Here is a 12,329-nt window from a genome sequence, read left to right on the forward strand (position 1 = left end):
TGGTTCCCCGAGCCGCGTCCGCGACCTCTCTCGCACCCGCACCCCGCGCCTCGGGCCTCGGTCGTGCCTTCCGGCAGGCCGCACCCCTCACCGGCCCCGCCGTTCGCGGCGCCGGACTCCCCTTGCCCGTAAGGACCTTGTGGCGATGACTGCTGCCCTGACGACCCCTTCCTGTACCACCGGCGACCGGCCGGCCCGGCGCACCCCCGACTCCGACGCGGCGGTGACCCGATTGGCGCTGGACGCCCGCGACGGCGATCCCGTGAAGACCGACCGGTTCGTGCGGGCCCTCCACCGCGACGTCTGGCGCTACGTGGCCTACCTCAGCGCCGACACCCAGGCGGCCGACGACCTCACGCAGGACGTCTTCCTCCGCGCGCTGGCGAGCCTGCACCGGTTCGAGGGCCGTTCCTCCGCGCGGACCTGGCTGCTGTCCATAGCCCGCCGTACGGTCGTGGACAGCCTGCGCCACGCGGCCGCCCGGCCGAGACTCTCGGACCGCTGCGACTGGCAGACGGCTGCCGAGCAGGCCCAGCCGTGCGACGTGCCGGGCTTCGAGGACGGCATCGCCCTGGCGGAACTGCTCGCCGTGATCCCGTCCGAGCGCCGGGAGGCCCTGGTCCTCACCCAGTTGCTGGGCCTGTCCTACGCCGAGGCGGCAACGGCCGTCGGCTGCCCGATCGGTACGGTCCGCTCCCGCGTCGCCCGCGCCCGTACCTCCCTGATCGCGCTCCTGACGGACACCCGTACGGCCGAACCGGCGCCGGAGCCCCCGGCGCCGCGGCCCGACCGGGCCGGCGAGCGGATGCTCACGGCGGCCGCGGCGCTCGCCTGATCCTGTGGGAGGGCCGGCGGGCGGCGTGTGCACCCGCCGGCCCTCCCGCGTCGCACCGCGCCGCGATCCGCTCCTCCGGTGCCGGACACGGCCAAGGTGTCGGTCCGCAGGAGGTCCTGCTCGTCCGCGACGAGCAGGCCGGCCTGATGTGGGGGCTGGAGCGGACGGCCCGTACGGCGACCGGTGAGCCGCGGCGCGGAAGCGAGCTCTCCACGGAAAGCCTGGCGCACCGGTCGCGCCTGGACCCGCAGCCCCCGCGGACGGTTCCGCGCGCGGCGGTCGCGTACGAGGCGATGAACTCCGGGCCCGCGAACTGGATCCCCTTCATCGCCGTCCACTCCGGCGGGCGCGGGCGATCGGTGCGGTTGCGGCGCGCGGCCCTGCCGCATCCCGTCGACGGCCGTGCGGTGGAGCCCCGGACGGAGCTGCTGCGGCCCTGGCCTGGACCCGGTGGCACCGGCCCGGCGGCAGGCCTGCTCCGTGACCGAGGAGGAGGTCCCGCAGGCCGGCTCCCGGCTGGCGGTGGCGTACGACCGCACCCGGGGCCGGGACGGCCAGGTGGTCGTCCGGCTCGGCGCGCACCGTGGCGCGGGGCGCGGGGAGCCGCGAGCGGCCTGGCCTTCGACCACCTCGTGGACACGTCGGACGCCTGATCCGGGTCCCGTGCCGGGCCGGCGGCACGCGGGCAGGGCCGGACGGCACCCGGGCATGACAGGGCACGACGGCGCCGCCCGGCCGAATCTCCGGGCGCGCCGCAAGATATCAGCCTTCTGCGGAGACGCCAGGATGTTTGTCCGATGGTGATGTCCTCCGGCCCCGGCGCCACGCCCGGCACTAGCGTCCCGTGACACCCCGGGAATGCGGGTGCGCTCCGCACTGCATGTGCGGCCCCTCCTGCCCCGCCACCCCCTCCCGGCCCTTGGAGCGAGGAGGCACAGTGCCGTCATTGCGGCGGAGATCCATCAGCAGCTTGTCGTTGGCCACGCGATACACGATCGGAAGCGGCCTGGTCATCACCGCCCTTGCGCTCACCCTGATCGCCCTTCTGATACCCGTGGACAGTTTCGGCAGCCGGCCCGCGGCCGCCGTGGCGGGTCAGGCGGGTCCGGCGGGCGGCGACGACGACGGCGGCGGAACGTTGAGCACGGCCTACGGACCACTGACCGCCGCGGACCGGGACTTCGTCCGCAAGGTCCGGCTCGCCGGACTCTGGGAGCTGCCCGCGGGCCGCCAGGCCCAGCAGCGCGGTTCCCGACCGGCGATCAAGACGGCCGGCCAGCACCTCATCGACGGCCATACCGAGCTGGACCGGCAGGTCATCCAGGTCGGCCAGGCCCTCGGTGTCGATCTGCCCAACCAGCCGTCCGCTCAGCAGCAGGACTGGCTGGGCCAGATGAACCGTGCACGCGGAGAGGAATACGAACGACTGTTCGTTCAACTGCTGCGCCGAGCTCACGGAAAGGTGTTCGCCCTGCTGGCCGGAATCCGGTCAACGACCAAGAACTCGATGGTCCGGGCCCTCGCCACGTCCGCCAACGCCACGGTTCTGGACCACATCACGGTCCTCGAAGACACCGGACTCGTCGACTTCGACGCGCTTTCCGACAATGTCCAACCGACGAAGTGAAGTGATCGCATGAGTAAAAAGGGCCACAAACGCTCACGCCTGTCGAACAAGGTCCTGGGCGTGGTATCCGCGCTCGTACTGGGCGGTGGCGGGGTCGCCATCGTCGCCGGGAACGCGTCCGCCGGCCAGGACAACCGGATGACGTCCACCATCAGCTGCCCCGACGTGGGAGACAAGCTCACCGCGGTCCCCGAACAGGCCAAGCCCGAGGTCGACGCGAACCTCGCCAAGCTGGACGACCAGGTCGCCGAGGCCTCCAAGCAGCTCGCCGACGGCAAGGCGAAGGGCGACGCGGCCCTCCTCGGTGACCTGAAGCAGAAGCGGGACCAGACCATCGCGGGCATGGCCGACGCGATAGGCCGCGCCGGCGAAAAGCCCAAGGACATCCAGGCCTTGAGCGCGTGCACGATGAAGCAGGCGGCCGCCGCGGACGACGGTGCGGCAGCTGCCGCAAGCAAGGGCGAGCAGGGCGCGGCCGCCCAGGCCGCCGCGCAGAAGGGCGGTCCGGCGAAGAGCGACTTCGTCAGCATCACCAAGATCAAGCCGAACGTGAAGAATCCCGCCCAGGCCGGAAACGCCTCGAAGGGCTCCTTCACCTCGCAGTGCGGCCGCAACGAGAACGGTCACTTCAACCCCGACAACGTGATCGTCGCCCCCGGTGTCTCCAACGGTGCACACCACATGCACGACTACGTGGGCAACCTGACCACCGACGCCTTCTCCACGAACGGCAGCCTCGCCGCGTCCGGCACCACCTGCGGCAACGGGGACCAGTCCGCGTACTACTGGCCCGTACTGCGGCTGCGCGACGGCAAGGTGGAGAAGGACGCCAAGGCGCCCGGCGGCGGCCAGGACGCCAACGTCGGCACCATCCTCAAGCCGAAGCAGGTGTCGATCACCTTCAAGGGCAGTCCGGTGGGCAAGGTCACGGCGATGCCCCGCTTCATGCGCATCATCACCGGTGACGCCAAGGCCTTCACCAACGGCAACGGCAACGCCAACGCCTCCTGGAGCTGCACGGGCTTCGAGAACCGGCAGCTGAAGGACAAGTACCCGGTCTGCCCGAAGGGCAGTGACGTGGTGCGCACCTTCAACTTCCAGAGCTGCTGGGACGGCAAGAACGTCGACAGCGCGAACCACCGCACGCACGTGGCGTTCGCGGACAAGAACGGCCGCTGCCCGAACGGCTTCAAGGCCATTCCGCAGCTGGTGATGCGCCTCACCTACGGGGTGGCGCCGGGTGCCCGGTTCGCCGTGGACAGCTTCCCCGAGCAGCTCCACAAGCCGGCGACCGACCACGACGACTTCATCAACGTGATGTCGAACGGCCTGATGAACAAGGCCGTGAACTGCATCAACAACGGGCAGAACTGCCGCTGACCCCCGCAGCGGGAGGCTCCCCCCTCCGCTCCCGGGCCGGACGCCCCTCACCCCCACCCCCGGCGTCCGGCCCGGGACAGGTGTTGGCCCGAAGCCGACTTCGGGCCAACACCGCACGTATGTGTACGCCGCCGCCGAGTCCCGGCGGCGTACGCATGTCACGGGCCGGGCCGCAACGGTCCCGCACCCCCGGCACCCGGCACCCCCGGCACCCGGCACCCCCGGCACCCGGCACCCGCGGCACCCCCGGCACCCCATCCCCCCAGCACCCCGCGGGACGTGCCCGGCCCGCACCGGTCGCACATCGCGCGACACCCGGCCGGCCCGGCCGACCCGGACGACCCGGACGGCTCGCGCACAGCACCGCTCGGCACCACCGCGGCCCGCACGGGTCAAGCACCGGTCGCCCGCCGCACAAGAGGACACGGCCCGGCCCGGCGGCGCACACCGCAGGACATGCACCCCCGCCCGGTGCCGTACGCACGAAACAGCCCGGCCCGGCCCCGTGATTCGGGGCCGGGCCGGGCTGTTGGCGGTTCAGAGGCCGTTGACGCGGGCCATCCGTCCGACGACCAGGGGGGTGAAGTCCGCCTGGATCACGCGGGCGGCCCGGCGGCCGACCCGGGAGTGCTGACGCCGGACCTGGGCCATCAGCCGGCGGCTGCGCAGGGCCATCTCCAGTTCGAATCGGGTACGGGGGTCCCGCAGGCCGGTCCCGAAGAGCTTCTCCAGCTGACGCATGCGGTAACGCACGGTCTGGGGGTGCACACTCAACGCCTTGGCGGCCTCGGGGGCACCGCCGCCCTCGAGCCAGGCGAGCAGCGTCACCTCCAGCCGCTCGCTCTGGCGGGGGGTCAGGTCGGCCAGCGGACGCAGCCACCGGGCGGCCAGCGCGTGGGCCAGGGGTTCGTCCTGAAGGAGCAACAGGGTCGAGAGGTGGTCGTCGACGAAGACGGGCCGGACCTCCAGGCCGGGACGGGCGGGTGTCAGTGCGGCCAGGCGCAGCGCCCAGCGCAGTGAGGATGCGGTGTCGCGGAGGGGGACGGCGTGGCCCACGGCCGCGAACCGGCCGCGCAGCAGGTGTTCCAGCGGGGCGCGGGTGTCCGGGTCGGCGCTGGGGACGAGCAGGCACGGACGGCCCGCGAACATGCCGACCAGGCAGTGGTCCAGTACGGCGGCGAGTTGCTGGGTCTCGCCGGGCGTGGCGGGCACGATGGCCCGTACGGCGAGCGGGAGGGGCCATCCGGCCGCCTCCGCGAGCTCGCTGAGGGACATCTCGGATGCGTCCCTGTCATCGGTGAGCGTCTTGAAGAGGTCGTGCCGTGCCCGGTCCATCTCGCGGATGCCTTCCTGCCGGGCCTCCTGCCGGGCCTCGTGCCGGCTTCCGTGCCGGGCCTCGCGCAGTCCTTCATTACGGACCTCGCGCAGGCCTTGGTTCCGGACCTCGCGGAGCCCTTCGCGGAGGCCTTCGCGAAGACCCTCGTTGCGGGCCTCGTTGCGAGCCTCGCGGAGACCTTCGTGCCGGCCCTCGTGTGTGACCTCGTACTCGGCCCTGGCCGCGATCCCGACCTCGATCCCGTGCTCGACCTTGCTGTCGAACTGGCTCTCGACCTCGATCTGGTTCTCGATCTCGTCCTCGCTCTCGGCCTGTTCATCGTGCTCGTCCGGTGCTTGTTCCCGGTGCTGTTCCTGGTAGCCGAGGACGGTGAGGAGTGCCTCTTCCACCCGCTGCCGGAACAACTCGTCATCAATGGCATCGTTGTCATCGATAAGTGCGGAAAATTCCGGAATTCCATGCAGAAGCTCCTCCACTATCTCGGCGGCCAGCGAGGGGAGTTCCCTGCGCAGGACGCGCGTCCACTCGCCACGCGGGCGGGACCAGATGCGGTTCAGAAGTTCACACATCGTTTTCCTCGTTCGTGCCGGGGTGAGGCTTGTCAGGGGGAAGAGCGACAAGCCCGCCGAGGTTGCCCCTCACGTCAACATCCTTGTCTGACGCGAGAGTTGCGGCCCTCGTACTCCCTCCTGGAGAGGTCCGACCACTTACGGTCCCGTTGTTTTGCCGTTCTTTTACCGTCGGGGACGCGTAGGTGACGGTCGGCGCGGTGGCCTGTCGCAACCCCCGCTGGAGGGGAATCTTCCGGTGTTGTTCGATGCGCCGGAGACGCGGTGCGAGAAATTATCACGTTTCGATAAAACCTGTGGAGCTGCTGTGCAGCTCCACGATGCTGCTGCACTCCGGCCCCAAGTTCCCTCGGCCGGCGCGGAGTTTCACAGCGCTGCCGGGTACGACGACAACGACCCCCGGGTACCGAGCGCCAGGTGGAGTGCTCGGATGCCCAGGCGCACAGGAGACCTGGATGCCCCTGCCCCAGCCTCGAATGCCCAGCTCACACAGGGCACGCCGCAAGAACCGCCATGCCTCGGCTGCGGCTGCGGCTGCCGGACGGAGGGCCCTCCGGCGGCCCTCCCTCCTTCCCAAGGAAGGCAGGCTGAGCCCCGGCGTGCTCTGCGCCGTCGGCGCGGCCATCGTGCTCGTCACCGTGGCTGCCCGCGCGGGCGCCTTCACCCAACTATGGGCCTTCCTCGATTTCGGAGCGGGCGTGCTCTCGCTCGTCTCGCTCACCGCCACCGTCCTTTGGGGACTGGCCGCGACCGACCGGGTCATCCTCGGTTCGGGGCACCGGCTGCTCGCCCAGGGCGCTCACCGCGGCCTGGCCGTCGCAGGGCTCCTGTTCCTCGCCCTGCACATCTGGATCAAGGTCGCGGGACAGCGGACGACCGCGGCGTCCGCGGCCGTGCCGTTCACGGACGCCACCCGGCCCGTCCTGGTCGGGCTCGGCAGTCTGGCCGGATACCTCTTCATCGCGGTGGCCATCTCCGGCGCGGTGCGCAGCGTGTTCAACACCAGGAGCGGCTCGGCGTGGTGGCGGGTCCTGCACTTCGGTGCCTATCCGGCCTGGGGCGCCTCACTGGTGCACGGTCTGAAGTCGGGCCGCGCCGCCGCCCCCTGGGTCACGTCCGCGTACGCACTGGCCCTGCTCGGCATCGTGGGTGTGCTCGTGTTCCGGGTCAGGAGCCGGATGCGCGAAGCGGCCGTCTTCGTGCCGCCCGTCCCCCAGCCCGTGGCCCCGGAGCCCGTCAAGGGCGGCGTGCCCCGACAGAGGCGCGGCTCACGTCCTGCAGCGGCGGCCGTGACCGCGAACCAGGCCCAGCCGCCCCGGCCCGAGCGGCCGGCCCTCAATGACCGACCGCCCCTGAGCAACGAACCTCCGCGCACCGCCGTCTACGCGCCGAGCCGCGCCCGCGCAACCGCTGACGCCGAGACGCTCATCAGCCGGGACCAGTGGCTGTGAGCGGTGAGCCGCGCCCCAGCCTCGGCTGCGTGGGCGCTCCCCGGCTGCTGGCCGGGCTCGACCAGGCCGCGCGGCTCGACCGCGTGGCCCATCTGACGACACACGGCCAGATGCCCCGCTACCGGCCGGAGGAGCTCGTCGACCTCGCCGAGAACATCGACCTCCGCGGGCGCGGCGGCGCGGGCTTCCCGTTCGCCAAGAAACTGCGCTCCGTGATGCGGTCGGCCCGCGCCGGGGACGGACAGACCGCCGTCGTCGTCAACGGCAGTGAGGGCGAGCCGAGTTGCCTCAAGGACACCGCGCTGCTGCTGCACACCCCCCATCTGGTGCTCGACGGGGCCCTGCTGGCCGCCGCCGCGCTGAACTCCGAGGACGTCGTGGTGGGCGTCACCCGGAGGGACGTGGAGCAGTCACTGCGGGAGGCCGTCGCGGAACGCGGCCCGGCAGGACGCCGGGTGCAGGTCACGCTGCTCCCCGAGCGCTTCGTGACCGGCGAGAGCACGGCGCACGTGAACGGCCTCAACGGCGGGCCGACGCTGCCGTCCGGCCAGAAGGTGCGCACCAGCGACCGGGGCCTGAACGGCGTGCCCACCCTGTTCTCCAACACCGAGACCTTCGCCCAGCTGGCCGTCGCCGCCCGGCTCGGCGCGCTGGACTTCCGTGCGACCGGCCTGCCCAGCGAGCCGGGCACCATCATGCTGACGGTCGCGGGCAACACGGTCGTCGAGACGCCGAGCGGAGCCGCGCTCTCCTACATCCTGGAACTGTGCGGCACCGATCCGGGCCAGGGCGTCCTGGTCGGCGGGTTTCACGGCAAATGGCTCACTCCGGCAAACGCACGTGCGGCCGAGATATCGCGCGAGTCCCTCGACCGGCTCGGCGCACGGCTGGGGGCGGGGGCGGTGATGCCGCTGCCCATGGACACCTGCCCGGCCGGCGAAGTGGCACGCGTGACCCGTTGGCTGGCCAAGGAGTCGGCCGGCCAGTGCGGCCCCTGCGTACGCGGGCTGCCCGCCATCGCCGACGTACTGGACGACGCCATCCGGGGCGGGGGCAAACCCGCCCTGGAGATGCTGGAGCTCCGGATGAAGGCGGTGCTGAAACGCGGCGCGTGCAGCCATCCGGACGGCACCTCGAACTTCGTCGCCTCGGCGCTCAGGACCTTCCCGGACGAGTTCCGCGACCATGCGCTCGGCAGCGGCTGCGGCAGACGGGTGCTGGGCGCCCTTCCGCTGTACGAGGACGACGAGAGCCCGGAGCGGCTCCTGGTCGACTGGACCCTCTGCAGGGGCCACGGGCTGTGCGTGGACGTCCTGCCCGATGTGGTCCGCCTGGACCTGGACGGCTTCCCGGCGGAGGCGTCCATGGCCGTACCCCGCGCGCAGCGCCAGAAGGCGCTGCGCGCGGTACGGCGCTGCCCGGCCCTCGCGCTGCGCATCCAGGACTGAACCAATGCCCCGGGTTCAATGTTGGCGCGATCTGACAAATTCCCGGGGATATCCGCTTCCAACCCTCCCGGCCCCGTATCAATTACCGGGGGCAAGGAAACGCGGAACCGAACCTGAAGGAGAGATCGTGAAGATTAAGCGTCGTGAGATATTCGCCGGGTCAGCGGTCGCGGTACTGATGTTGACAACAGCCGCATGCGGAAGCTCCGACAATTACGGGGGAAAGGCGCCGGCAGTCCAGCCGGTGGGTGACAGCAAACAGGCCGGATCCGGCTACGGCGACCCGTACGGAAGCGGTTCGGGGGCCGCCCCGGCGGGCGCCGCCGGCAAGAGCGGCCCGGCCGGACAGCTGAAGGTGAGCGAGGTCCAGGGCCTGGGACCCGGGGTCACCGACAGCGAGGGCTTCACGCTCTACCGGTTCGACAAGGACACGCCGAAGCCGCCCAAGTCCAACTGCGAGGGGGACTGCGCCGCGGCCTGGCCCGCGGTGTCCGCGGACGACGCCTCGGTCAGCGCGGGAATCGACGCGGCCCTCCTCGGCTCCGTCGAACGGGCCGACGGCACCAAGCAGCTCACGCTCGCCGGATGGCCCGTGTACCGCTACTCCAAGGACGCCAAGGCGGGCGACGCGCTCGGCGAGGGCGTCGGCGGCACCTGGCACGTACTGGGCCCGGGCGGCAAGCCGGCCGGGGCGAGCAAGGGCGCGGGCGCCGGGGCGGAGAAGGAGAAGGAGGAGAAGGCCGACACGGCGGCGAAGGGCGGCGAACTCACCGCCGTGCAGAACCCCCAGCTCGGGACCCTCGTCGAGGACGGGGAGGGCAAGACGCTCTACCGGTTCGACAAGGACAGCGCCTGGCCGATGAAGATCGGCTGCGTGGATGCCTGCACGGACACCTGGAAGCCGGCCAAGCCGGTCGACAAGGAAAAGGTAAACGGAATCGCCCCCGAATTGATTGGAAAGGTGAAGCGGCCCGACGGTAGCGAGCAATTGACGATCGACTGCTGGCCGGTCTACACCTTCACCGGTGACAAGGAACCCGGTGACACCACCGGGCACAACAACAAGGGTCTCTGGTTCGCCATCACCGACAAGGGCAAGAAAGCGAAGGTTGTCGGCTAGCACCTGTCCGCGGCCCGCCGATCCGCCCCTGAAACGCGTGGTGCCCGGGTACCTCCCCACCCGGGCGCCACGGACCCTCCCCGATCAGCCAGAGAGGTCACCATGCCGTCGACCGACCGCAGCACCCGCCGGATCCGGCGGATCCTCCCGTCACTTCCGGCCGTCGCGGCGGTGTGTGTCGCCGCGCTGCTGTGCGGGGGCTGCTCCTCGAAGGCGGCGGCGCAGCACACCTCGGCCGGGGCCTCGGCGCCCGAGGCACCCTCGGCGTCCGCGGCACCCTCGGCGTCCGCGGCACCCTCGGAACCCGCGGCGGCGCCCGGGACCTCCCTCGAGCAGATCGCCACGGCTATCGGCTGTACCGCCGAAGTGAACGTGGAGGCCGAGGAGTTGCGCCAGGGCGGGTGCCAGGCCGGGCAGGTCGTCTACCGCATGGTCACCTTCACCGCCGAGCAGGGACTGCGCTCCTGGCTGACCGAGGCCCGGATGTACGGCGGCCACTATCTGGTCGGCGACCGATGGGTCGTCACCGCGCCGGCGGAGGATGCCCTGACCGCGCTGCGCGGACGTCTCGGAGGCAACCTGGAGGCGGGCGACACGCACGGTGGCGCACACGGCGGGACGCCGGGGGCAACGCCCGGCGGGACGCCGGGAGCAGCAGCCGGCGAGACACCCGGTGCGACGCCCGGCGAGACACACGGCGGCAGCCACGAGGGCGGGCACGACGGCGGCCAGGGCGGCGGCCACTGAGGCCGCACCTGGAACCGCGCACACGTCGGCCCCCGGCACGCACGACCGGGGGCCGACTGCGGCGTGTCGGCCACCTGTCCTGTTGTCGGCTCGTTCGTGAGGAGCACAGGGCACGAACCCTCGGGATGATTCGGCCGGGCGCCGGGTGCAACAAGGTGGACGCGTAAGCGACTTCACCGAAAGGAACGGGTCAGTGCGCCTGAAACGCCTCGCACCGCTGCTCGCCGCCGCCGGACTCATCGCGACCACCGTGCCCCTGCTGTCCGCGGCCCAGGCCTCCGCCGCCCCGGCCGCCGACCACCTTCGGCAGAAACCCGCCTGGCACCGCTGCAGCCCCGAGCAGCCGGCCTCGTACGAGTGCGCGACGCTCAAGGTCCCGCTCGACCACCGGCGTCCCGACGGGCGCACGATCGACCTCGCCATATCCCGGATCAAGAGCGAGAACCCGGCCAAGCGGCACGGCGCCCTGCTGCTGAACCCCGGCGGCCCGGGCGGTCCCGGCCTCGACCTGCCGCTGCTGATGGCCCCGGCGATGCCGAAGGACGTACGGGAGAGCTACGACCTCATCGGCTTCGACCCGCGCGGGGTGGGCGCCAGCAGCCCGATCACCTGCGGACTGACCGACACCGAGCAGAACTTCAACCGCGCCTACCGTCCCGAGACCTTCGGCTCCGACGTGACCTGGGCGCGCACCGTCGCCGACAAGTGCCGCGAGAAGGCCGGTTCGGTGCTTCCGTACATCACCACCCGCAACACGGCGCGGGACATGGACACGATCCGTGCGGTCCTCGGCGAGCGCAAGCTCTCCTACCTGGGCTACTCGTACGGGACCTACCTCGGCGCGGTCTACTCGCAGATGTTCCCGGACCGCACGGACCGCTTCGTCCTCGACAGCGGCGTGGACCCGCAGCGGATCTGGCGCGGCATGATCCAGGTCTGGGCCACCGAGGCCGAGCCCGCCTTCGCGCGGTGGACGCAGTGGGCGGCGCAGCGGTCGGCGGAGTACGGACTGGGCGACACCCCGAAGGCCGTGTCCGAGACGTTCTGGGAACTGGTGGCGCGCGCCGACAAGGAGCCGTTCGAGTTCGAGGGCATGAAGGTCGACGGGGACGTGATCCGCTCCACGCGCGGGGTGTTCTTCTACCCGGCGCAAGCCTCCCCGATGGTCGTGGCCCTGAAGGCCGCGGCCGAGGGCAGGCCGCTGCCCGCGGGCACGACCCCGGCCGAGCTCAAGGGGCTGCTGACGGGCGGCGCGATGGCCGAGCCCGCCTCGGACAACAGCACCGCCGTGTTCTGGGCCGTGGCGTGCGGGGACACCGGCAGCTGGCCGCGCTACACCGAGCAGTACGAGCGCGACGCGGTGAAGGACAAGGCCGAGTACCCCCTGTACGGGGACTTCGCGTCCAACATCAAGCCGTGCGCGTTCTGGGACCGGCCGGTCGAGGCGGCCACGCCGATGCACAAGAAGGCGAACGTGCTGACGGTGCAGAACGAGTGGGACTCCCAGACCCCGCTGGTGAGCGGCCAGGGCCTGCACAAGGCCCTCAAGGGCTCGCGGATGGTGCTGGCGGCGGGCGGTGAGGGCCACGGCGTGTACCTGTCCGACCCCACCTCCTGCGCCAACGCCCTGGTGAGCGCGTACCTGGTCACGGGCAAGCTGCCCGCCCAGGACGTGACCTGCCAGAACCCGCCGGCCGCTGCCGAGCGGCGCGAAACGGCGGCGCCCGCGAAGCGGCTGCCGTTCCCGTCCTCCCCCGGCCGGTTCTGACACCGCCCGGACACGGACTCCTGCGGAACCTGCCCGGGGCCTCGGCCC

General features: G+C 71.7%; 9 protein-coding genes. 8 read left to right on the forward strand and 1 reads right to left on the reverse strand.

Going from position 1 to position 12,329, the window contains the following annotated elements:
- Positions 1–145 precede the first annotated feature (145 nt).
- The 3 genes from KO717_RS05195 to KO717_RS05205 all read left to right on the forward strand — a co-directional run bounded on the left by KO717_RS05195 (position 146) and on the right by KO717_RS05205 (position 3,842).
- Positions 146–835 (forward strand): sigma-70 family RNA polymerase sigma factor, encoded by a 690-nt coding sequence (locus KO717_RS05195; protein ID WP_301364677.1) that lies wholly within the window; start codon positions 146–148, stop codon positions 833–835.
- Positions 836–1,811: 976 nt separating this feature from the next.
- Entirely contained in the window at positions 1,812–2,462 is a 651-nt protein-coding gene (locus KO717_RS05200; protein WP_301364678.1) for a DUF4142 domain-containing protein, read from the forward strand.
- Positions 2,463–2,471: 9 nt separating this feature from the next.
- Complete coding sequence (locus KO717_RS05205) at positions 2,472–3,842, forward strand: DUF1996 domain-containing protein (protein WP_301364679.1); 1,371 nt, start codon at positions 2,472–2,474, stop codon at positions 3,840–3,842.
- 537 nt (positions 3,843–4,379) lie between these two features.
- On the opposite strand, the gene KO717_RS05210 is transcribed toward KO717_RS05205, so the two are convergent.
- Complete coding sequence (locus KO717_RS05210; RefSeq protein WP_301364680.1) at positions 4,380–5,747, reverse strand: helix-turn-helix domain-containing protein; 1,368 nt, start codon at positions 5,745–5,747, stop codon at positions 4,380–4,382.
- A 599-nt stretch (positions 5,748–6,346) separates the two neighbouring features.
- Here KO717_RS05210 and KO717_RS05215 point away from each other — a divergent pair.
- The 5 genes from KO717_RS05215 (at position 6,347) to KO717_RS05235 (ending at position 12,281) form a co-directional block, all read left to right on the forward strand.
- Positions 6,347–7,198, forward strand: coding sequence for a hypothetical protein (locus KO717_RS05215; protein WP_301364681.1), 852 nt, complete (start codon positions 6,347–6,349; stop codon positions 7,196–7,198).
- Positions 7,195–8,646 (forward strand): NADH-quinone oxidoreductase subunit NuoF family protein, encoded by a 1,452-nt coding sequence (locus tag KO717_RS05220; RefSeq protein WP_301364682.1) that lies wholly within the window; start codon positions 7,195–7,197, stop codon positions 8,644–8,646. Before KO717_RS05215 ends, KO717_RS05220 begins: the two co-directional genes overlap by 4 nt.
- 4 nt (positions 8,647–8,650) lie before the next feature.
- Positions 8,651–9,766, forward strand: coding sequence for an SCO0930 family lipoprotein (locus KO717_RS05225; RefSeq protein WP_437184468.1), 1,116 nt, complete (start codon positions 8,651–8,653; stop codon positions 9,764–9,766).
- Between the two features lie 102 nt (positions 9,767–9,868).
- Positions 9,869–10,513: a hypothetical protein gene (locus tag KO717_RS05230; RefSeq protein WP_301364684.1), complete on the forward strand. Its 645-nt coding sequence runs from the start codon at positions 9,869–9,871 to the stop codon at positions 10,511–10,513.
- 193 nt (positions 10,514–10,706) lie between these two features.
- Complete coding sequence (locus tag KO717_RS05235; protein ID WP_301364685.1) at positions 10,707–12,281, forward strand: alpha/beta hydrolase; 1,575 nt, start codon at positions 10,707–10,709, stop codon at positions 12,279–12,281.
- The last annotated feature ends 48 nt before the right edge of the window (positions 12,282–12,329 follow it).

Origin of the sequence: Streptomyces xanthophaeus (genome assembly GCF_030440515.1) — a bacterium.
GTDB classification, from domain to species: domain Bacteria; phylum Actinomycetota; class Actinomycetes; order Streptomycetales; family Streptomycetaceae; genus Streptomyces; species Streptomyces kutzneri.